This window comes from Thermomonas sp. (genome assembly GCF_046293095.1).
In the GTDB taxonomy this organism is placed as follows: domain Bacteria; phylum Pseudomonadota; class Gammaproteobacteria; order Xanthomonadales; family Xanthomonadaceae; genus Thermomonas.
In genome coordinates this window covers 257,594-276,987 of record NZ_JBKBPN010000002.1, presented here as the reverse complement: position 1 = coordinate 276,987, position 19,394 = coordinate 257,594, and the positions used below count along the sequence as shown (strand labels likewise).

The 19,394-nt window shown below is 68.0% G+C and carries 21 protein-coding genes; 5 read left to right on the top strand and 16 right to left on the bottom strand.

Annotated features, from left to right (window positions below):
* Window positions 1-27 precede the first annotated feature (27 nt).
* From ACK4SG_RS04710 to grxD, 4 genes are all read right to left on the bottom strand, one after another.
* Window positions 28-3,375 carry a carboxypeptidase regulatory-like domain-containing protein gene (locus tag ACK4SG_RS04710; protein WP_409600220.1) on the bottom strand — a complete coding sequence of 1,116 codons (3,348 nt, stop codon included), beginning with the start codon at window positions 3,373-3,375 and terminating at the stop codon, window positions 28-30.
* A gap of 187 nt (window positions 3,376-3,562) precedes the next feature.
* Window positions 3,563-4,156 (bottom strand): YhgN family NAAT transporter, encoded by a 594-nt coding sequence (locus ACK4SG_RS04705; RefSeq protein WP_374555486.1) that lies wholly within the window; start codon window positions 4,154-4,156, stop codon window positions 3,563-3,565.
* A gap of 66 nt (window positions 4,157-4,222) precedes the next feature.
* On the bottom strand, window positions 4,223-4,954 hold the full coding sequence (locus tag ACK4SG_RS04700) for an SDR family NAD(P)-dependent oxidoreductase (RefSeq protein WP_409600218.1): 732 nt from the start codon (window positions 4,952-4,954) through the stop codon (window positions 4,223-4,225).
* Complete coding sequence (gene grxD, locus ACK4SG_RS04695) at window positions 4,951-5,274, bottom strand: Grx4 family monothiol glutaredoxin (RefSeq protein ID WP_409600216.1); 324 nt, start codon at window positions 5,272-5,274, stop codon at window positions 4,951-4,953. The genes ACK4SG_RS04700 and grxD overlap by 4 nt, the downstream gene beginning before the upstream one ends.
* 128 nt (window positions 5,275-5,402) lie before the next feature.
* Between grxD and ACK4SG_RS04690 the strand changes: the two genes are divergently transcribed.
* Complete coding sequence (locus ACK4SG_RS04690) at window positions 5,403-5,981, top strand: superoxide dismutase (RefSeq protein ID WP_409600214.1); 579 nt, start codon at window positions 5,403-5,405, stop codon at window positions 5,979-5,981.
* Window positions 5,982-6,244: 263 nt separating this feature from the next.
* Here ACK4SG_RS04690 and ACK4SG_RS04685 read toward each other — a convergent pair whose 3' ends face one another.
* The 3 genes from ACK4SG_RS04685 to purE form a co-directional block, all read right to left on the bottom strand.
* The gene (locus tag ACK4SG_RS04685) at window positions 6,245-6,748 is read right to left on the bottom strand and encodes a hypothetical protein (RefSeq protein ID WP_409600212.1); all 504 of its coding nucleotides are present in this window, start codon (window positions 6,746-6,748) and stop codon (window positions 6,245-6,247) included.
* Between the two features lie 68 nt (window positions 6,749-6,816).
* Entirely contained in the window at window positions 6,817-7,956 is a 1,140-nt protein-coding gene (locus ACK4SG_RS04680; RefSeq protein WP_409600210.1) for a 5-(carboxyamino)imidazole ribonucleotide synthase, read from the bottom strand.
* A 14-nt stretch (window positions 7,957-7,970) separates the two neighbouring features.
* Entirely contained in the window at window positions 7,971-8,477 is a 507-nt protein-coding gene (gene purE, locus ACK4SG_RS04675; RefSeq protein ID WP_409600208.1) for a 5-(carboxyamino)imidazole ribonucleotide mutase, read from the bottom strand.
* Window positions 8,478-8,539: 62 nt separating this feature from the next.
* Between purE and ACK4SG_RS04670 the strand changes: the two genes are divergently transcribed.
* Complete coding sequence (locus ACK4SG_RS04670; RefSeq protein WP_409600206.1) at window positions 8,540-8,809, top strand: Trm112 family protein; 270 nt, start codon at window positions 8,540-8,542, stop codon at window positions 8,807-8,809.
* Window positions 8,806-9,681, top strand: a complete 876-nt coding sequence (gene nadC, locus ACK4SG_RS04665; RefSeq protein ID WP_409600204.1) for a carboxylating nicotinate-nucleotide diphosphorylase — start codon at window positions 8,806-8,808, stop codon at window positions 9,679-9,681. The genes ACK4SG_RS04670 and nadC overlap by 4 nt, the downstream gene beginning before the upstream one ends.
* A 4-nt stretch (window positions 9,682-9,685) precedes the next feature.
* Here the strand turns inward: nadC and ACK4SG_RS04660 are convergent, their stop codons facing one another.
* Window positions 9,686-10,453 carry an FHA domain-containing protein gene (locus ACK4SG_RS04660; RefSeq protein ID WP_409600711.1) on the bottom strand — a complete coding sequence of 256 codons (768 nt, stop codon included), beginning with the start codon at window positions 10,451-10,453 and terminating at the stop codon, window positions 9,686-9,688.
* Between the two features lie 75 nt (window positions 10,454-10,528).
* Here ACK4SG_RS04660 and ACK4SG_RS04655 point away from each other — a divergent pair, with 75 nt between their 5' ends.
* The gene (locus ACK4SG_RS04655; protein WP_409600202.1) at window positions 10,529-10,867 is read left to right on the top strand and encodes a DUF3301 domain-containing protein; all 339 of its coding nucleotides are present in this window, start codon (window positions 10,529-10,531) and stop codon (window positions 10,865-10,867) included.
* Window positions 10,868-10,903: 36 nt separating this feature from the next.
* Here the strand turns inward: ACK4SG_RS04655 and ACK4SG_RS04650 are convergent, their stop codons facing one another.
* From ACK4SG_RS04650 to ACK4SG_RS04625, 6 genes are all read right to left on the bottom strand, one after another.
* Window positions 10,904-11,368, bottom strand: a complete 465-nt coding sequence (locus ACK4SG_RS04650) for a ClpXP protease specificity-enhancing factor (protein ID WP_409600200.1) — start codon at window positions 11,366-11,368, stop codon at window positions 10,904-10,906.
* A 1-nt stretch (window position 11,369) separates the two neighbouring features.
* Window positions 11,370-12,005: a glutathione S-transferase N-terminal domain-containing protein gene (locus ACK4SG_RS04645; RefSeq protein ID WP_409600709.1), complete on the bottom strand. Its 636-nt coding sequence runs from the start codon at window positions 12,003-12,005 to the stop codon at window positions 11,370-11,372.
* 119 nt (window positions 12,006-12,124) lie between these two features.
* Window positions 12,125-12,868, bottom strand: coding sequence for a cytochrome c1 (locus tag ACK4SG_RS04640; RefSeq protein ID WP_409600198.1), 744 nt, complete (start codon window positions 12,866-12,868; stop codon window positions 12,125-12,127).
* Entirely contained in the window at window positions 12,861-14,144 is a 1,284-nt protein-coding gene (locus ACK4SG_RS04635) for a cytochrome b (protein ID WP_409600196.1), read from the bottom strand. Before ACK4SG_RS04635 ends, ACK4SG_RS04640 begins: the two co-directional genes overlap by 8 nt.
* Window positions 14,145-14,147: 3 nt before the next feature.
* The gene (petA, locus tag ACK4SG_RS04630) at window positions 14,148-14,747 is read right to left on the bottom strand and encodes a ubiquinol-cytochrome c reductase iron-sulfur subunit (RefSeq protein ID WP_409600194.1); all 600 of its coding nucleotides are present in this window, start codon (window positions 14,745-14,747) and stop codon (window positions 14,148-14,150) included.
* A 104-nt stretch (window positions 14,748-14,851) separates the two neighbouring features.
* Window positions 14,852-15,763, bottom strand: a complete 912-nt coding sequence (locus ACK4SG_RS04625) for a lytic transglycosylase domain-containing protein (protein WP_409600192.1) — start codon at window positions 15,761-15,763, stop codon at window positions 14,852-14,854.
* Window positions 15,764-15,890: 127 nt separating this feature from the next.
* Between ACK4SG_RS04625 and miaB the strand changes: the two genes are divergently transcribed.
* Window positions 15,891-17,288: a tRNA (N6-isopentenyl adenosine(37)-C2)-methylthiotransferase MiaB gene (gene miaB / locus ACK4SG_RS04620; protein WP_409600190.1), complete on the top strand. Its 1,398-nt coding sequence runs from the start codon at window positions 15,891-15,893 to the stop codon at window positions 17,286-17,288.
* Between the two features lie 30 nt (window positions 17,289-17,318).
* On the opposite strand, the gene ACK4SG_RS04615 is transcribed toward miaB, so the two are convergent.
* Window positions 17,319-17,630, bottom strand: coding sequence for a cupin domain-containing protein (locus tag ACK4SG_RS04615; RefSeq protein ID WP_409600188.1), 312 nt, complete (start codon window positions 17,628-17,630; stop codon window positions 17,319-17,321).
* A gap of 16 nt (window positions 17,631-17,646) precedes the next feature.
* Window positions 17,647-19,311: an amidohydrolase gene (locus ACK4SG_RS04610; protein WP_409600186.1), complete on the bottom strand. Its 1,665-nt coding sequence runs from the start codon at window positions 19,309-19,311 to the stop codon at window positions 17,647-17,649.
* Window positions 19,312-19,394 lie beyond the last annotated feature (83 nt).

The window sequence follows — 19,394 nt, the reverse complement described above, 5'->3', positions numbered from 1 at the left end:
TCTGAAACCAACTTCCAATCCAGTGGATCAGAACTTGTACTTGACCGTCAGCAGCGCCTGCCAGCGGGAGATCACGCGGGCCGGGTTGCTGTAGGTGTCGTACACGCCGAAGTTCTGCCAGGCCGGGCTGGTCGGCGTACCGATGTCGTAGACGTACTGGCAGTTGGTCGGGCAGGTGCCCACCACGTCGGACACGTAGGCAAGACGACGGGTGCCGAAGAATCCAAGGCCGTTCTGCTGCCCCCAGTCCTTGTTGAGCAGGTTCAGGAAGTTGTAGATGTCCAGACGGACCACGAACTTGTCGCTCTTGAAGAAGCCGGGCAGTTCCTGCTGGAAGCCGAGGTCAAGCTGGTTGACCCAGGGCTGGTGGGAGGCGTTGCGCTCGGCGATCTGGCCACGACGCGAGCTCAGGTACGGATCGCTGTCGATGAGCGCCTGGAAGGCATCGATCTGCGCCTGGGGGGTGCCGGCCTTGTAGATCACCTTGGAGTCATTGACCAGCGGGATGTAGGCCAGGTCGACATTGCTGATGCTGTCGCCATTCACATCCGTACCGAACACCCAGCTGTACGGCAGGCCGCTATGGCCGTTGTAGTACAGCGAAATCGTGGTCTTGTTGTCACCGAAGAAGGCGTGATCCCAGCTCAGCGAAGCCTTCACCGACAGCGGCACCTCGAAGCGCGAGGTGGACTCCACCGAATCGTTCGGGTTCACCCGCGCCACGTAGTTGTAGTTGGAATACGCCTGCGAGGCGGTGCCCGGGTTGACCTCGGTGCTGCGGGTCTGGGTCACGCTGAAGTTTCCGCGGAACCCGTTGGCCATGACCTTGGAGAAGCTCACCGTCAGCGAGTCGGAATGGCCCTTGTTGGTATTGGTCAGCAGCGTCGAACGGGTGTTGATTTCGGCAAACGCGCCGTTGTTGGTCCCTGTGCCGATGGAGGTGGTGCTGGCGTTCGGATAGGTCTGCCAGTAGGAATCACGCCCATCCGGCAGCACACCCTTGGGCGTGCCCACGTTCGGGATCTTGTAATCGATCGCGTTCTTGGCCTGCAGATGCTGGTATTCCACGCTGGTGGTGATGCCCCACAGCCACGGCAGCTCGGCGTCCCAACCCAGGCTGAACTTCCAGGCGGTGGGCAGCTTGAAGTTGGGATCGACCACGTCGATCTGGCACACCGCATTGGTCGCGCACACGCCGGCCGCCACCGCCGTCGGACCCGGCTGGTTGTAGGGATCCGGGCTGAACGGATCGGCGCTCGGGTTGGTGGAGCTGTACTGCTTGGCGGACACCACCCCGTTGTTGGTGTAGGGGTTGGTCATCCAGACATACGGCGGCACGGTCTGGAACAGGCCGGCACCACCGCGCAGCTGCATCCGGTTTTCGGTCGGGAAGGTGTAGTTGAAGGCGACGCGCGGCTCGATCACCTTGTTCTTGGAGCCCAGCGTGGTGTTGCTCGGATAGCCGAAGCGGCTCTCCCACACCAGCGCACCCGGGGTGGCCCCCGGCGCGGTGTTGGTCGCGCTCTCCAGCGCCACCGGCGGCGCGCGGTCCGCCTTCGGGATGTTGACGCGCACGCCATACACCACCGACAGATTGTCGGTCACCTGCCAGGTGTCCTGCAGGAACGGGCTGATCTGGGTGTACTTCCAGGTCCCCGCGCTGTCCGCCAGGGTCACCCCGGTGGGCAGGTAGTTCTTGGCGAACGAGTAGTAATTGCCGGCCAGGATCTCATCCACCACCGTGCCGTTGTTGTTCTTGTCATAGAAGCTGTAGGAGCCATGCAGCAGCTGGCCGAATACGTTGGCCACCTTGTTGCTGAGGAAGTCCACGCCGCCCTTGATCACGTGGTCGCCGGCATAGTAGGTGCCGGAGAGGGTGCCGCTGATGCGCTTGCTGTCAATCGAGTTCTCGTGGCGGAAACGGTCTTCGCCACCGATCACGCGCGGCGCCGAGCCGCTGTTGGCGCTGGAGTTGGTGGCATTGCCGCACTGGCTGGCGGTTGCCGTGAAGCAGGCATACACCTCGGGCTGATCGATGGCAGCGCCATTGTTGGCCTGGTAGTGCTGGTAGCCCAGCTTGAGTTCGGTGCTGAAATTCTCGGTCCAGTCGCTGAACAGCTGCACCGAGTAGTTGTCTGTCTTGTTGGCCACCGTGTACCAGTTGCTGGGCAGGATGGCGGTGTAATCGCGCACATACGAGCCGTACGGGGTGGGCCGCGTCTCGTCGGTGCGCTGGAAGGTGAAGCTGGCGCGGTGGTTGTCGTTGATGTTCCAGTCCAGCTTGGCCAGGGTGCGCTTGTTGTCCAGCGCTGCTGCAATGGCATCGCCATAGCGGCCGACCTTCAGGCCAATCGCATCGAAGGCCGCGGCGACGTCATCGACCTGCTGCTGGGTGAGCTTGTTGCTGGTCACGGCATCGGTGCCGACGCCGGCCAGGCCACTGATCTTCTGTTCCTCGTACGAGGTAAAGAAGAACAGCCGATCCTTGATGATCGGGCCACCGAAGGTGAAGCCGGTGGTCTCGTTCTTGTCGAAGCCCTTGTAGGCCGGGCCGCCCAGACGGCCGACCATGCTGCTGGCATCGGTCAACGCGTAGTACAGCGAGCCATGGAAATTGTTGGTGCCGGACTTGGTCACCGCATTGATGCTGGCGCCAACCGCGTCGTTGGTCACATCGAAGCCGGTGATCTTGATGTCATAGGCGGCGATGGTGTCCGGCGAGATCGGCGAACCGGTAAAGCCCAGGCCATTGGCATTCAGGCCGAACGGGTCGTTCACCGACAGGCCGTCCACGCTGATGCTGTTGTAGCGGTTGTTCTGGCCGCTGGCGGAGATCGAACCGTCGTTCTGGTCGGCCACCGTCACTCGCGGGTCGAGGCGGGCGATATCGTCCAGCGAGCGGTTACCGCTTACCGCGGTTTCCAGCTGGCGCCCGCTGATCGAGGTACCCATGCCGCGATTGTTGGGGTCAAACAGGTAGCCGCCCGCATCGCCCACCACGACCACCTTGTCAAGATCGGTCGACACCGGCGCCAGCGAGGCGTTGACGGTGGTCACCTGGTTCAATTCCAGATAGACGCCGTCTTCGGTCTTGGTGCCTTCACCCGGCTTGCTGATGACGATCTTGTAAGGGCCACCCACACGCAGGCCGCGCGCGTTGTAGCGACCGCTGGCATCGGTGGTGGCGCGGCTGACCGTGCCGGATTCGACGTGGATGATGGTGACCTCGGCGCCGGCGACAGGCTGGCCGCCGGTCGTGACCACCTGTCCGCCCAGGCCGGCGGAGGTGCTCTGCGCGAAAACAGGAGCCGCGGCCAGCGCGACCATCAGGCCCAGCGACAGCTTCGACAGCCGGGCGCGGTTGGAATGCTTCATGGGTATGACCTCTCGGGATGGAAAACTTGATGACGGGCGATAGCGGCAGCGGCCGACACGCCCGTCTAGCGACGGTTGCCGGCGGTTTCGTGGGGCTCCCTCGCGCGTACCCCTGCGCGCTGGATCACCAGATTTTAACATAGTGCCCGCTCCGGATGACCGGTTCGTGACACCCCCGTGACCGGCCTCAGGCGGCCGCGCGCAGGTAAGAGGCGATGCCGTCCAGGAACATCTGTACCGACAGGGCCACGATCACCATGCCCATCAGGCGCTCCAGGGCGGTCAGGGCCCGGGTGCCCAGCAGTTTCTTCAGCCAGGTGGCACAGAACAGGATGATGGCGGTGGCCCCCCAGGCCAGCGTCAGGGCCAGCATCCAGTCGCCCATGCGGTCCGGCTCCTGGCTGCCCAGCAGCATCACCGCCGCCATGCCGGAGGGGCCGGCGATCATCGGGATGGCCAACGGGACGATGAAGGGCTCCCCGCCCGGCACGTCCCCCATCACCCCGTCGGCGGTCGGGAAGATCATCCGCAGGCCGATCAGGAACAGCACGATGCCGCCGGCGATCGACACCGATTCCTGGCGCAGGTGCATCAGCTCCAGGGCGTACTGGCCACCCCACAGGAACAGCATCAGCACCGCCAGGGCGATCAGCAGCTCGCGCAGCAGCACCTTGCGCTGGCGCTCCGCCGGCACCCCTTTGAACAGACTGAGCAGCACCGGGATGTTGCCCAGCGGGTCTAGGATGAAGAACAGCAGCAGGGCGGCGGCGGCGATGGTCATGCGGGCATTCTCACATGCGCAGGTGGCGGCACGGGGACGGCGGCGGCGTGCCGTCGCCCCATGCCATCAGGTGGCCGGTGACGCCTGGAAGACCTGGCCGCGCCACGGCGCGCCGGCGGGCGAGAGCAGGGTCACGCAGGCGTCCGCATAGTCGGTCGGCGGGCGCGCCACCAGATCAGCATTGGCTTGGTAGGCCCTGGCGCGCAGGCCGGTCCGCATCGGGCCCGGCTGCAGGCCGCTGATGCGCGGCCCGTGTGCGCCGATCTCCGCCTGCAGCATGCGCACCAGGGCGGCCTGCCCGGCCTGGGCGACGCCGTACCCACCCCAGAACGCGCTGCCGGTGCGGACCGGGTCATCCAGCACGAAGACGGCGGCGCCGGAATCGGCCTTCGCCAGCAGCGGCAGGCAGGCCTGGGTCAGCCACCAGCGCGCGGTCAGGTCGACGTGGATGGCGCGGGCGAAGTCGGCGGGATCGGTGTGCTGGAGCGGGGTCAGGCCACGGAACTCGGCGGCGCAGTGCAGCAACCCGTCCAGCCTGCCGAACTCGGGCTCCAGCGCTTGCGCCAGCTGGTCGAAATCATCCGGTGCGGCCCCTTCCAGATCCAGCGGATACAGAACCGGCTCCGGGCCCACCGCCTTGACCGCATCGTAGACGCGGTTGAGCGGCGCAACCTTGCGTCCCAGCAGAACGGTCGTGGCCCCGGCACGGGCACAGGCCACGGCTGCAGCCGCGCCCAGCCCGCCGGCCGCACCCGCGATCAGGACCACGCGGTCCCGCAGGGTACCGTCCGTGCTCATGCCTTGCGGGCGTCCGCAACCAGACGGGCCAGCTCGCCGGATTCGGCCAGCTCCACGGTGATATCGCAACCACCGATCAGCTCGCCATTGATGAACAGCTGCGGGAAGGTCGGCCAGTCCGAAAAGCGCGGCAGGTTGGCGCGGATTTCCGGTTCCTCCAGCACGTTGACCGTGTGCAGGTCGGTCGCGCCCGCCGCTTTCAGCGCCTGCACGGCGCGGCTGGAGAACCCGCACATCGGGAACTGCGGCGTGCCCTTCATGAACAGCACGACGGGATGGCCTTCGATCTCGGCCCGGATACGCTCTTCCACGGACGCCATGACGACACTCCTGCAACAGTATGGCCCGCCCGCTTCACGATGCGGCAACGGGCTTGGCGGATACAATCGCCTAGTGTAAATCGTCCGCGCGGCTTCGGCCGCCCCCACCCATCCACCAGGAGTCCGCCGTGGCTATCGAACTGCCCGCCCTGCCCTACGACCGCACTGCCCTCGAGCCGCACATCTCGGCCGAAACCATCGACTTCCACTACGGCAAGCACCATCAGGCCTATGTGACCAACCTCAATAACCTGATCGCCGGCACCGAATTCGCCGACATGCCGCTGGAGGAGATCATCCGCAAGTCGCAGGGCGGCATGTTCAACAACGCCGCGCAGGTCTGGAACCACACGTTCTACTGGAACTGCCTGAAGCCGGCCGGCGGCGGCGAGCCCACCGGCAAGCTGGCCGAGGCGATCAACGCGGCATTCGGCAGCTTCGAGGCGTTCAAGGAGGCCTTCACCAAGACCGCCATCGGCACCTTCGGCTCCGGCTGGGCCTGGCTGGTGCAGCGCCCGGACGGTGCGCTGGCGCTGGCGAGCACGCCCAACGCGGCCACCCCGCTGACCGGCGAGGACACTCCGCTGCTGACCTGCGACGTGTGGGAGCATGCCTACTACATCGACTACCGCAACGCCCGTCCGAAGTATGTCGAGGCGTTCTGGAACCTGGTCAACTGGGACTTCGTATCCGCCCAGATGAAGTAAGCCCGCGGCCCTGTGGCACGCGACGACGAAACGGCCGGGGCAACCCGGCCGTTTCCATGTCAGACCCCTCAAGGAAGGTCGGAACAACGCCATTCTGGCGCTGTCAGCCCACGCCGGGCCCGGCATATGTCCGGGCTCGGCCCACACGCATCGATGGCTTGCGCGATCGATGGATGGCCGGCCCTCCATCGCCGACGGGAATCTCTGAAGTTGTTCGGAGATTCCCTAAACCCCGACTACCGGGCCGCCGCCGCGGCAGCGCGTCAGTCCCGCGGCGGATTCGCGCCTAACGCACGCATGCGCAACACCAGACCGATGCTGTAGCAGAGGGCGTAGGCCACCAGGGTGGCGGCGACGGCCAGCGTCAGCGCGCTGGGCTGCTGCTGGGCGCCCTGCACGCCCCCGCCCTGCGTGAAGCGCCATGCCAGGCGCCCCACCAGCAGCACTGTCAGGATGCCGCCCACCCACGGATTGGGGACGTAAGTCCGCACGCCCCCGCGCCATTCGGCATGGGTGTGCCGCAGCCCGAACCCGGCCAGCACCAGGCCCACGCCCAGCCCGGCCAGCATCGGCAGCGCGGCCTGGGGAACGAACACCGCCGCCGCCGCAAGCAGCAGCGCCACCAGGGCCAGCAGCACGATGCGCGCCACGGTGCGTTTCGGCTTCCACGCCTGTGGGCCGAAGTTGCGGCGGACACGGCGGTAGACCACCCACGCCAGCAACGCAGGCATGGCGTAGGGCATCACCTGCTGGGGCTGGAGGAGCATCGAACGGTCACCGCATGGGACAGGCCAGATCGCATCGTGCCACGGCCGGCCGGCTGACGCGCGGCCCGTCAGGCCAGCCGCTCGATCACCGGCGCCACCTGCGCCTGCCGGTCCAGCGCCTCGCCAACGCGCCGCAGCGCGGCCGCCAGCTCGGCCGGCGCGTCGGCGCGCAGGGTGGCGTGGCCGACCTTGCGGCCGTCGCGCGGCTGCTTGCCGTAATCGTGCCAATGGCCGCCAGCCTCGCGCAGGACCGGGCCGGCGTCTGGCATGGCGCCGATCCAGTTGAGCATGCAGGCATGGCCCACGCTGCGGGTGTCCCCCAAGGGCATGCCCAGCACCGCCCGCAGATGGTTCTGGAACTGGCTGGTCTCGCTGCCCTCGATGGTCCAGTGCCCGGAGTTGTGGACGCGCGGCGCCATCTCGTTGGCCAGCAGCTCGCCGTCGCGGCAAAACAGCTCCAGCGCGAACACGCCGACGTAGTCCAGGGCCTCGGCCAGCTTGCGCGCATGGGCCAGCGCGGTGTCGCGCAGCGCATCGTCCACCGGCGCGGGCGCCAGGCTGGCCGACAGCACGCCGTCCACATGCCAGTTCTCGGTCAGCGGCCACGCCCGGAATTCGCCGTCGCGGCCACGCACGGCCACCACGGAAAGCTCGCGCTGGAACGCGACGAAGCCTTCCAGGATCAGGCCCACCCGCTCAGCCTGCGACCCCAGCGCATTCCAGGCCGCCTCGATGTCGGCAGGCGTTTTGATGCGGAACTGGCCTTTGCCGTCATAGCCCAGCCGGCGCGTCTTCAGGATGCAGGGGGTGCCGATGGTGGCCACCGCCTCGCGCAGCTGGGCCAGGGTGTCGATGGCGGCAAACGGCGGCACCGGGATGCCGAGGTCGCAGAACAGGGTTTTTTCGGCCAACCGGTCCTGCGCCGTGGCCAGCGCGCGCGGGCCGGGGAACACCGGCAGGCGGCCGCTCAGCCACTCCGCGGACTCGGCGGGCACGTTCTCGAAGTCGAAGGTCGCCACGTCGATCCGCGAGGCGAACTCGGCCAGCGCCGCCGGATCGGTGTAATCGCCCACCACCATCGGTGCGAACTGCCCTGCACAGGCATCGGCCACGGTGTCGAGGACGAGAAAGCGCAGGCCCAGCGGAGCGCCCGCCAGGGCCATCATGCGGGCCAGCTGCCCGCCGCCGAGGATGCCGACAGTGGGCATCGGAGCCGCCGCGCTCACGCGCGCGGGTCGTCGTTGTTCACGACGTCCTCGGTCTGCTTGGCGCGGAACGCGGCCAGCGCCTCGCCGATGGCGGGGTGGTCGGCGGCCAGCATTGCCGCGGCGAACAGCGCGGCATTGGCGGCGCCGGCGTTGCCGATGGCGAACGTGGCCACCGGGATGCCGGCCGGCATCTGCACGATGGACAGCAGCGAATCCAGGCCGTTCAGCGCCCTGCTCTGCACCGGTACGCCCAGCACCGGCACCGCGGTCTTGGCGGCCAGCATGCCCGGCAGGTGGGCGGCACCGCCGGCACCGGCGATGATGGCGCGCAGGCCGCGCCCGGCGGCGGTGTCGGCATACGAGAACAACACGTCGGGCGTGCGGTGCGCGGAGACCACGCGCACCTCGTGGGGCACGCCGAGTGCCTCCAGCCGCGCGGCGGCGTGCTGCATCGTCTCCCAGTCGGAGCGCGAACCCATGACGATGCCGACCAGCGGCGCGACGTTGTTGGCAGCGGACATGCACGATCCCCGATCGCTCAAAGACGTATTCTAACGGCCCCCGCCATACGTTGCCTCTGCCGATGGATCGCAAGCTGCTCGACATCCTGGTCTGCCCTGCCACCCGCCAGCCGCTCATGCTGCTGGAGCCGGCCGGGCTGGACGCCCTCAACCGCGCCATCGCCAGCGGCGGCGTCACCCGCGGCGACGGCAGCCCGCAGGCGGAGCCGCTGCGCGCCGCGCTGGTCACCCGCGACCGCAAGACCGCTTACCGGATCGACGACGGCATCCCGGTGCTGCTGGTCGAGGAGGCGCTGGCCACCGCGCAGGCGCCCGACTTCCCGGCCGCATGAGCGCGCCGCGCTTCGCGCCGCCACCGGCGGAGGTGGTCGCGGCCAACGTCGCCGCCGCGCTGGCCGAGGACATCGGGCCCGGCGATGCCACTGCTGCCCTGCTGGACGACGCGCCCGACAGCGCCTACCTGCTGTGCAAGGAAGACTGCGTGGTGGCCGGCCGGCCGTGGTTCGACGCCTGCCACCGCGCGCTGGATCCCGGCGTGCGCATCGACTGGCGCTGCGAGGAAGGCGACCGCATCGCCAAGGGCACCGTCATCGCCACGCTGGCAGGGCGCAACCGCGCGCTGGTCAGCGCCGAGCGCGCCTCGCTGAATTTCCTGCAGACCCTCAGCGGCACCGCCACCACCACCGCGCGCTATGTGGAGGCCGTGCGCGGCACCGGCGCAGCCATCCTGGACACCCGCAAGACCCTGCCCGGCCTGCGCGTGGCGCAGAAATACGCGGTGCGGGTGGGCGGGGGCATCAACCACCGGCTGGCGCTGTTCGACGCTGTGATGCTGAAAGAGAACCACGTGCGCGCCTTCGGCTCGGTGGCAGCCGCCATCGCGCGCGCACGCGCGCTGCACCCGGAGCTGCCCCTGATCGTGGAGGTCGAGACGCTGGACGAACTGCGCGAGGCGCTGGCCACCGGCTGCACCCGCGTGCTGATCGACGATTTCGACGCCGCCACCCGGCGGGACGCCGTGCGGATCGCCAAGGGCGCGCCCTACTTCGGCCGCATCCCGCTGGAAGTGTCCGGTAGCGTCGACATGACCACCCTGCGCGGCATCGCGGAGGACGGCGTGGACTGCATTTCGATCGGCGCGCTGACCAAGCATGTCCACGCCATCGATTTCTCGCTGAAGCTGGGGCCGCCGCCGGCGGCCTGACCGGTCAGCGCAACAGCCAGGCCGCCAGCCCGGCCAGGGCCATCCCCGCAAGCAGCCACGCCCAGGCACGTCCACGCCCGGAGCCGTTGCTGGAAGCGGGCGCCAGTCGCGGAAGCGCTTCGCCGGGCACCAGCAGCTGGAACCGCTGCGTGTCGAAGCGGAGTTCATCGCCATGCACGGCTTGCGCACGGGTAATCCGACGGCCGTTGATCCAGGTGCCGTTGGCGGAGCCCAGGTCCTCCACCAGCACTTCATCACCCGCCGGCGTCAGCCGCGCATGCTGGCGCGACACGCCGTCCACCGGAATGCGCAGCCCGGCATCGTCGGCGCGGCCCACGCTCAGGCTGGCGTGCAACGGCAGGGTGCGGCCGAACAGATGCCCGGACAGGCCGCGTAGCACGAACTTCGGCAGGACGGGGCGCACCATCGTGGCGCCCAACGCGGACTCATCGCGCGGAGCCGTGCCGGCTGCCCCGCCATCGCCTGCCGACACCGGCAGCAGCCGGATGCGCGTGCCGCCGATGGCGATGGTGTCTTCCGCGCGCAGGGCGATCAGCCCGTCAACCGGGCGCTCGTTCACCGCCACGCGCAGGCCCGGCGGGACGCGCAGCTGCACGCCCTGCGGCCCGACCTGCAACTCGCAATGCAGCGGCGCCACCTCACCGGATGCGGGCAGCACCACGTCCGCTTCACTGGCGGAGCCGATGCGATGCACGCCCTGCCCCAGCAACAGTTGCGGCCGGTCGCCTGCGGGAAACACCAGTTTCATCATCACGATGGAGCATCTCCTGTGCGGACGGCGCTGCGCCTGCTTGCGAACGGGACCGGTCGCCGCCACAGTGCGCGCATGCCTACCCTGCTCATTTTAATGATCGTCGGCGCCGCCGGCTTTTTCTTCTTCACCGCAGCGCGTGCAGCGGCGGAACGTGCCGCGGAGATCGGCCGGGATGCCTGCCACGCCGCGGGTGTGCAGTGGCTGGATCAATCCGTGCACGCCAGTGGCCTGCGCCTGCGCCGCAAGGACAACGGCTGGCTGGGCCTGGAGCGCAGCTTCCGGTTCGAATATTCCGAGGACGGCGTGGACCGCCACGTGGGTCGCATCGTCCTGCTGGACGGCAAGCTGGTCAGCTTCAGCGGCCCCACCCGCGCCGCGCAGGCCGTGGTCCGGAACTTCCCGCAGACCTGATGGACCGCACAACGGGCAACAGGCCGATTGCGGACCTTACTTGACGATGCGCAGGTGCGGGCCGCGCTTGGGCGGATCGGGCACATCATCGGGTGGCGAGGACTCGCCGCCTTCTTGATCCATGGCATCGACCGAAGCCGGCGCATCCTGTGCCCCGGCCTCCGGTGACAGGTCGGGCGGCAGCGCCATGCCCTGCCCCGTTTCACGGGCGTAGACGGCGATGATCGCCGCCATCGGCACCACCACCGCCTGGCTCACGCCACCGAAACGCGCCGAGAACCGCAGCGCATCATCGTCCATCTGCAAGCGCGCCACCGCCCGCTCGGCGATGTTCAGGACGACCTGGCCGTCCTTCACCACGTGTGGCGGAACCCGCACGCCGGGGACGCGCGCGTCCACCAGCACATGCGGGGTCATGCCGTTGTCGACCACCCATTCGTACAGCGCGCGCAGGATGTAGGGGCGCTGGCTGGTCATCGGCGGGAAGGTCGGCGCTCCCATCTCAGAGCACGATCTCGCGCAGGTTTTTTTCCTGGTCGGTCAGGCTGCGCAGGAACCCGGGGTTGCGGAAGATCCGATTGCCGTATTCCTCGATCACCTTGCCGTCCTTGGGCAGCGGTACGTCAAGGGCATCCAGGCGCCAGATGATCGGGGCCATGGCGCAGTCGGCCAGGCTCATCTCGCCATTGAGGAAGAACTTGTAGGCTTTGAACAGCGGCACGGCCTGCGCCAGCAGTTCCTTCAGGCGCTTGCGGCCGGCCTCCGCCTGCTGCTTGTTGCCCAGCTGGATCGCCTGCACCTGCGGCACCCAGTCGTGCTCGATCCGCAGCATGGCCAGGCGCAGGCGTGCGCGGGCCAGCGGCTCCACCGGCATCAGCGGCGGATGCGGGTAGCGCTCGTCCAGGTATTCGCTGACCACGCTGGCGGCATACAGCACCAGGTCGCGCTCGACCAGGGTGGGCACCGAATGGTAGGGGTTCAGGTCGATCAGATCCTCGGGAGGATGCTGGGGATCGACCGGGATCAGATCGTAAGCGATACCTTTCGCGGCCAGCACCAGGCGGACGCGGTGGCAGAGCACATCATCGACAGCGGAAAACAGGGTCAAGGCATTACGCATGCGCGGACTCACAGCCATCATCAGGACCACTCCCGCGCCCGGGTGATACCAGGCGCACCTGCGCCGCCCGCAGGATGCGGGCAGCCGTCAAGCTTCGTTCCCCGTGGCGGGCGTCCCTGCCATCAGCAGCCGCCCTTTCAGTGAACGTCTCTCCAGTATTCGTGCTTCAGCAGCCAGGCGATGAAGGCGAAGAACACCAGGAACAGGATCACCCACACGCCGACGTTCTGCCGCTTCAGCGCGGCGGGCTCACCCGCGTATTCGAGGAACGCGGTGATATCGCGCACCGTGCGGTCGAACTGCTGCGGGGTCTGGCTGCCCGGCTGGCTGATGGTGAAGCCCTCGACCGGCATCTCGCCCGCCGCGGTCTTCTTGCCGTACACCGGCTGCTGCACGCCTTGCAGTTCCCACAGCGGGTTCGGCATGGAGGCGTTGGCGAACAGGGTGTTGTTCCAGCCCACCGGCCGGCTCTCGTCCACGTAGAAGGACTTGAGGTAGGTGTAGATCCAGTCGCTGCCGCGGACGCGGGCGACCAGGCTCAGATCCGGCGGCGCCTTGCCGAACGCGGCCACGCCCATCGCCGGGGTCATCGAGGAGATGATGTGGTCGCCGATCTTGCCGCCGGTGAAGTTGAGGTTCTGCATCACCTGGTCTTCGGTCAGGCCCAGGTCCTCGCCGATGCGTGCGTAACGCACGTACTTGAGCGAGTGGCAACCGCTGCAGTAGTTCATGAACAGGGCCGCGCCGCGCTGCAGCGATGCCTTGTCATTGAGGTCGGTGCCCGACTGCTGCAGGTTGCCGCCCTCGTTCGCCAGGGCCACGGTGCTCAGCAGGAGGCCGGCGGCGAAGAGAGCCGCGCGGGTCAGGAAGTTCTTAGTCATGCATCGTCACCCGTTCCGGCACCGGCTTGGTCTTGTCCAGCTTGGACCAGACCGGCATGGTGATGAAGAAAGCGAAGTAGAGGAAGGTCAGCACGCGGCCGATGATGGCCTCGACCGGATCCGTGCCCGGGCCGGCGCCGATCTTGGCCAGCCACAGGAAGCAGACCGCGAACATCAGCAGCATCGCCCAGCTCAGCCAGCCGCGGTAGCGGTACGACTTGACCGGCGACTTGTCGAGCCACGGCACCAGGAACAGGCACACGATGGCGCCGAACATCACCAGCACGCCCCACAGCTTGATGCCGAAGAACGAAGGCACGACGCGCAGCATCGCGTAGTACGGAGTGAAGTACCACACCGGCTTGATGTGCGACGGCGTCACCAGCGGGTTCGCCTCGGTGAAGTTGTCGTGCTCCAGGAACCAGCCGCCGAAGGTCGGCGCGAAGAAGATGACAAACGCGGCGAGGATCAGGAAGCAGCTGACGTAGAACAGGTCCTTGACCGTGTAGTACGGGTGGAACGGGATGCCGTCCGCCGGCGCCTTCTCGGACCAGCGGTTGCCCTTCGGGCCCTTCTTGATCTCCACGCCGTCCGGGTTGTTCGAGCCCACTTCGTGCAGCGCGAAGATGTGCAGGACGACCAGCAGCAACAGGACCAGCGGCAGGGCGATCACGTGCAGCGCGAAGAAGCGGTTCAGCGTTGCATCGCCCGGGTTGTAGTCACCCATGATCCATTCGGTCAGGCCCCCACCGATGACCGGGATGGCACCGAACAGCGAGATGATCACCTTGGCGCCCCAGTAGGACATCTGGCCCCACGGAAGCACGTAGCCCATGAAGGCCTCCGCCATCAGGACCAGGTAGATCACCATGCCCAGCAGCCAGACCAGCTCGCGTGGCTTGCGGTAGCTGCCGTACATCAGCCCGCGGAACATGTGCAGGTAGATGACGATGAAGAACAGCGAGGCGCCGGTGCTGTGCATGTAGCGGATCAGCCAGCCCCACTCCACGTCGCGCATGATGTACTCGACGGAGCCGAACGCCTCGGCGGCGCTGGGCTTGAACTGCATCGTCAGGAAGATGCCGGTCAGGATCTGGTTGACCAGCACCACGATCGACAGCACCCCGAAGATGTACCAGATGTTGAAGTTCTTGGGCGCGTAGTACTCGCTCATGTGCTTGCGGTACGCGGGCATCATGCCCGGCGCGCGCTCGTTGACCCAGCCCATCACGCCGTTGGCGGCGTCGCTGGCGGCCTGGAGGATCTTGTTCGCCATGGCTTACGCGGCTCCCTTGGGATCGACGCCGATCACGACGGTGGTGTCGTTTTCGAAGTGGTACGGGGGCACCGGCAGGTTGGCCGGCGCCGGCTGCGCCTTGAACACGCGACCGGCGAGGTCGTAGCGCGACTTGTGGCAGGGGCAGAAGTAGCCGCCCTTCCAGTCCGGGTCGAACGGCTGCGGCTTGACCTCGGCATGCAGCTCCGGCGCGCAGCCAAGATGCGTGCAGACGCCAACCAGAACCAGGATTTCCGGCTTGATGGAGCGCCACTCGTTCCTGGCATAGGCAGGCTGCTGGTCCAGGTTGTCCGACTTCGGGTCGGCCACCAGCGCATCCATCTGCGGCAGGACGTCCAGCATCGCCTTGGAGCGCTTGGCGATGTAGATCGGCTGGCCGCGCCAGTTCAGCACCAGTTGCTGACCGTCTTCCAGCGCACTGATGTCCTGGGACACGGGGGCCCCCGCAAAACGCGCCCGCGCGCTGGGGCTCCAGGATTTGATGAACGGCACCGCCGCAAACCCGGCACCCACCGCCCCCACCACCGCGGTCGTCGCGGTGAGGAACCGGCGCCGGCCGGCGTTGACCTCTTCGTTGGCCATCCCGCACTCCAAAAAAAGTTGCACGAAAACACGGCAACGGCTGGTCCGCGACGCGCTGGCGAGCGCTGGCCGGCCGCAAAAGACAGGGAAGTGTAACGGAACGCTTAACGGGCCGACAATCCGCCCCGCAACGATGCCGCCACCGGGTTGAGTGCGCTGCGGTAGCGCTCGACCAGCACGCCCACGCGTTGCACGTAACGCTGGGTCTCGCTGTAGGGCGGCACCCCGCCATACTTATCCACAGCCCCTTCGCCAGCGTTGTAGCCCGCCGCGGCCAGGGTCAGGTTGCCGTTGAAGCGCTTGAGCAGCCACGCAAGATACTGGACGCCGCCCCGGATGTTCTGCGTCGCGTCGAAGGCGTTGGTCACGCCGAAGCGGCTGGCAGTGGCAGGCATGAGCTGCATCAACCCCTGCGCCCCCACGCGCGACAGGGCGTTGGGATTGAACGCGGACTCGGCGTGGATGATGGCCCGGACGATGGCCTCGTCCACCCCGTGCTCGCGGGCGGCGGCACGGATCTCGTCCTGGTAGGCGGCCATGTTCAGCCGCAGCGTGCGGAAATCGAGCCCGGGCAGCGCGCTGCAGGCGTAGCACTTCTCGATGTAGCTGTAGTGGATCGTGCGCACCTGGGCGGCCGGCAACCCGGCGGGGCGGATGCTGGTGTAGTTGCGCACACCATTTTTATCGACATACGCATACACTTGCCCCCGTACCACCCGCGGCGCCGTGCCGGGCGCGGCGGCAGGCGTCAAGGCCGCGGCCCGGACCGCATCCACCGGCGGTGCAGCAACGGGCTTTGCAGCAAGAGGTGGAGGCGGGCTCGGCGACGGTCTGGTGGCCGCAGAGGCCACGGCACGCTGGGCCCGGTACGTCCCGACGCGCTTGCACTGGGCACTGGGCAGACGCTTGCTGGCGTAGATGACCTCTCCCTCCGGGCCCGCGCACTTGTAGACCCCGCCCGCGAACACGGGCGCAGACATCGCGCTCAGCAGCAGCAGGACCCAGGCTCCCCTCATGGCCGGGAAGTCTCCCGCCATCCCGCGGCAATGGCAAGTGGTTGATTTTCCAATGCCCTGCTTGGCTGCGTTAGAATCGCGCGCCCCTTGCACCGGCCCGGCCTACCACCGCGCCCCGGAACCGACCATGACCGACTTGCATCCCCTGCCCACCGCGCCCGCCACTCGCCCCACACGCCCGGGCGCGAAAAAGCTCTTCATCCAGACCCACGGCTGCCAGATGAACGAGTACGACTCGGCCCGCATGGCCGACGTGCTGCACGCCGAGGAAGGCATGGAGCTGACCACGAATGCCGACGAAGCCGACGTGATCCTGATCAATACCTGCTCGATCCGCGAAAAAGCGCAGGAAAAAGTGTTCAGCCAACTGGGCCGCTGGAAGGGCCTGAAGCAGGGCGAGCGGCCGGTCATCATCGGCGTGGGTGGCTGCGTGGCCTCACAGGAAGGCGCCGCGATCCTGGAGCGGGCGCCCTACGTGGACCTGGTGTTCGGCCCGCAGACCCTGCACCGGCTGCCGGAGCTGATCCGCGCCCGCCGCGAGCAGAACGCCCCGCAGGTGGACATCAGCTTCCCGGAAATCGAAAAGTTCGACCGCCTGCCCGAACCGCGCGCCGAAGGCCCCACCGCCTTCGTCTCCATCATGGAAGGCTGCTCCAAGTACTGTTCCTACTGCGTGGTGCCCTACACCCGCGGCGAGGAGATCAGCCGCCCGTTCGAGTCGGTGCTGACCGAAGTGGCCGAGCTGGCCGCCCAGGGCGTGCGCGAGGTCAACCTGCTGGGCCAGAACGTCAATGCCTACCGCGGCCCGCTGGGCGACGACGGCGCCACCGCCGACCTGGCACTGCTGATCCGCGCCATCGCCGAGATCGACGGCATCGGCCGGATCCGCTTCACCACCTCGCACCCGCTGGAGTTCAGCGATTCGCTGGTGGAGGCCTACCGCGACGTACCGAAGCTGGCCAACTACCTGCACCTGCCGGTGCAGGCGGGCAGCGACCGCATCCTGGCGGCGATGAAGCGCGGCTACACAGCGCTGGAGTTCAAGCAGAAGATCCGCAAATTGCGCGCGGTACGGCCGGATATTTCGGTGTCCACCGATTTCATCGTCGGCTTCCCCGGCGAGACCGCGGCAGATTTCGAGAAGACCATGAAGCTGATCGAAGACGTCGGCTTCGACCAGAGCTTCTCGTTCATCTATTCCCGCCGCCCAGGCACCCCGGCTGCCGACCTGGAAGACACCACCTCCAGCGAGGAAAAACACGCCCGCCTGGAGCGTCTGCAGGCCGCGATCAATGCCAATGCCCGGCGCATCAGCGAGGCCATGGTCGGCAGCGTGCAGACCGTGCTGGTGGAAGGGCCGTCGAAGAAAAACCCGGACGAGCTCACCGGCAAGACCGAGAACATGCGCTCGGTGAACTTCCCGGCGCCGAAGCGGCTGATCGGCCAGTTCGTGGATGTCCGCATCACCGCCGCCCTCAGCAACTCCCTGCGCGGCGAAGTGGTGGTGGCGGGCAGCATCGACTGACAGATACGCGATCTTGCAACACCGCGGCCTTCAGGGGCTGCCCGCCCGCTCCACCACCAGGATCCGGGCCTCGCCCAGCGGATGGGCGACGTGTTCGGTGCCGGCCGAGGCGAAGAACACGTCCCCGGCCTCCAGCACCGCGCGGTGTTCGACGCCGGCCTCGCGGTAGCGCATCTCCACCCGGCCATCCAGCACGGCGAACACTTCGTCGCCGTCGTTGACGTGCCAGCGGTAGGGCTGATCCGTCCAGTGCAGGCGCGTGGTGATGCCGCCCATGTCGGCAATGTCCAGCGCGCCCCAAGCACGCTCCGCCGTGAAGTCGCGCGCCCGGAGGATCTTCATGCGCAGGCGCCCTGGGTCATCGTGCCGGCGCCTCAAAGACGGGCTTGCCGTCGACGTAGGTCGCGCGGACGGTGAGCGTGCGCAGGGCCGCCTCCGGCACCGCCAAAGGATCTTCGGCCAGCACCACGAAATCGGCGCGCTTGCCGGGCGCAAGGCTGCCCACCTCATTCTCGGCAAAGCCGGCATAGGCCGCCTCGAGGGTGAAGCCGCGCAGGGCCTCGTACGCGGTCAGTTTCTCGTCCGGATACCAGCCACCGACCGGCAGGCCGCGCGCATCGCTGCGGGTGACCGCCGCATACAGCCCCAGGCGCGGGTCCACCGATTCCACCGGGAAATCCGAGCCCAGCGCCAGGTGGGTGCCGGCATCGCGCAGTTGGCGCCACGCGTAGGCGCCGACGATGCGGCGCGCGCCCACGCGCTGCTCTGCCCACGGCATGTCGCTGGTGGCGTGGGTGGGCTGCATGGACGCGATGACGTGCATCGCGGCAAGCCGCGGCAGGTCCTCGGGCGCGAGGATCTGCGCGTGTTCGATGCGCCAGCGGTGGTCGCCGGCCACGTCGGCGCCCAGCGCCTTGGCGTAGGTGTCCAGCGCGATGCGGTTGCCGCGATCGCCAATGGCGTGGGTGGCCACCTGCACGCCGCAGCGGTGGGCCTTGTCGGCGGCCACCGCCAGTTCCTCCGGCGACATCACCAGCAGGCCGCGGTTGCCGTGGTCGTCGCTGTAGTCCGACAGCAGGGCGGCACCGCGACTGCCAAGCGCGCCGTCGGCGTACAGCTTCACCGCGCGCATCTGCAGGCGACCGGAAGGGTGGCGATACAGGCCGTGGGCGCACAGCGACTCCAGCGCGGCGCTGTTGCCGTCGGCCATCGCGTAGATGCGCAGCGGCACCTGCCCGCGATCGGCCAGGCGCTGGTAGCGCTGCAGCTCTTCCAGCGGAATGCCGGCGTCATGCACGCCCGTCAGGCCGTGCGCGACGGCTTCGCGCATGCCCAGCACCAGCGCCTGTTCGGCCGTCGCCTCGTCCATCGGCGGGCGTGCGGATTCCACCAGCGCCATCGCGTTGTCCACGAAGATGCCGGTGGGCTTGCCGGCGGCGTCGCGCCGGATGCTGCCGCCGTCCGGCTGCCAGCTACCGGACAGGTCGCGCGCCACCGCGCGCATCGCCGCACTGTTGGCCCAGCCGGCGTGGCCATCGATCCGCGAGAGCCAGACCGGGCGATCGGGGAACGCCGCATCCAGGTCCGCGGCGGTCGGGAACGCCTGCTCCGGCCAGTCGTTCTGGTCCCAGCCGCGGCCGATCAGCCACTCGCCCGGCTTCAGGGTGCGGGCTTTGTCGCGCAGGCGGGCAAGGATCTCGGCCTTGCTGGTGGTGCCGACCAGATCCGCGGTGAGCATGCCCCAGCCCAGGCCGGACATGTGGCCGTGCGCGTCGATCAGGCCCGGCACCACGGTGGCGTTGCCCACGTCCAGCCGCGTCGCGCCCGGATGGTTTGCCAGCAGCGTGCGGGCATCGCCCAGCGCCAGCACCTTGCCCTCGGCATCGAACGCCATGGCCTCCACCTGCGGGCGCACCGCATCCATGGTGTGGATGCGGTGCGCGGTGAGCACGGTGACGTCGGCGGCGAAAGCCGGGGCCGCAGCCAGGGCCAGCAGCACGGCAGGAGCAAGGGTGCGCATCATGATGGGAGTCCCCGGGAAACGATCGCGCAACAATGCGGCAAGCCCGCGGCGCGGGGCAAGCCGCGGTGCCGCAACGTGGCGGC

Coding starts and splice junctions, on each gene's coding strand:
- ACK4SG_RS04710 (WP_409600220.1), bottom strand. CDS start 3,375: ATGAAGCATTCCAACCGCGCCCGGCTGTCGAAGCTGTCGCTGGGCCTG.
- ACK4SG_RS04705 (WP_374555486.1), bottom strand. CDS start 4,156: ATGACCATCGCCGCCGCCGCCCTGCTGCTGTTCTTCATCCTAGACCCG.
- ACK4SG_RS04700 (WP_409600218.1), bottom strand. CDS start 4,954: ATGAGCACGGACGGTACCCTGCGGGACCGCGTGGTCCTGATCGCGGGT.
- grxD (WP_409600216.1), bottom strand. CDS start 5,274: ATGGCGTCCGTGGAAGAGCGTATCCGGGCCGAGATCGAAGGCCATCCC.
- ACK4SG_RS04685 (WP_409600212.1), bottom strand. CDS start 6,748: ATGCTCCTCCAGCCCCAGCAGGTGATGCCCTACGCCATGCCTGCGTTG.
- ACK4SG_RS04680 (WP_409600210.1), bottom strand. CDS start 7,956: ATGCCCACTGTCGGCATCCTCGGCGGCGGGCAGCTGGCCCGCATGATG.
- purE (WP_409600208.1), bottom strand. CDS start 8,477: ATGTCCGCTGCCAACAACGTCGCGCCGCTGGTCGGCATCGTCATGGGT.
- ACK4SG_RS04670 (WP_409600206.1), top strand. CDS start 8,540: ATGGATCGCAAGCTGCTCGACATCCTGGTCTGCCCTGCCACCCGCCAG.
- nadC (WP_409600204.1), top strand. CDS start 8,806: ATGAGCGCGCCGCGCTTCGCGCCGCCACCGGCGGAGGTGGTCGCGGCC.
- ACK4SG_RS04660 (WP_409600711.1), bottom strand. CDS start 10,453: ATGATGAAACTGGTGTTTCCCGCAGGCGACCGGCCGCAACTGTTGCTG.
- ACK4SG_RS04655 (WP_409600202.1), top strand. CDS start 10,529: ATGCCTACCCTGCTCATTTTAATGATCGTCGGCGCCGCCGGCTTTTTC.
- ACK4SG_RS04650 (WP_409600200.1), bottom strand. CDS start 11,368: ATGGGAGCGCCGACCTTCCCGCCGATGACCAGCCAGCGCCCCTACATC.
- ACK4SG_RS04645 (WP_409600709.1), bottom strand. CDS start 12,005: ATGGCTGTGAGTCCGCGCATGCGTAATGCCTTGACCCTGTTTTCCGCT.
- ACK4SG_RS04640 (WP_409600198.1), bottom strand. CDS start 12,868: ATGACTAAGAACTTCCTGACCCGCGCGGCTCTCTTCGCCGCCGGCCTC.
- ACK4SG_RS04635 (WP_409600196.1), bottom strand. CDS start 14,144: ATGGCGAACAAGATCCTCCAGGCCGCCAGCGACGCCGCCAACGGCGTG.
- petA (WP_409600194.1), bottom strand. CDS start 14,747: ATGGCCAACGAAGAGGTCAACGCCGGCCGGCGCCGGTTCCTCACCGCG.
- ACK4SG_RS04625 (WP_409600192.1), bottom strand. CDS start 15,763: ATGAGGGGAGCCTGGGTCCTGCTGCTGCTGAGCGCGATGTCTGCGCCC.
- miaB (WP_409600190.1), top strand. CDS start 15,891: ATGACCGACTTGCATCCCCTGCCCACCGCGCCCGCCACTCGCCCCACA.
- ACK4SG_RS04615 (WP_409600188.1), bottom strand. CDS start 17,630: ATGAAGATCCTCCGGGCGCGCGACTTCACGGCGGAGCGTGCTTGGGGC.
- ACK4SG_RS04610 (WP_409600186.1), bottom strand. CDS start 19,311: ATGATGCGCACCCTTGCTCCTGCCGTGCTGCTGGCCCTGGCTGCGGCC.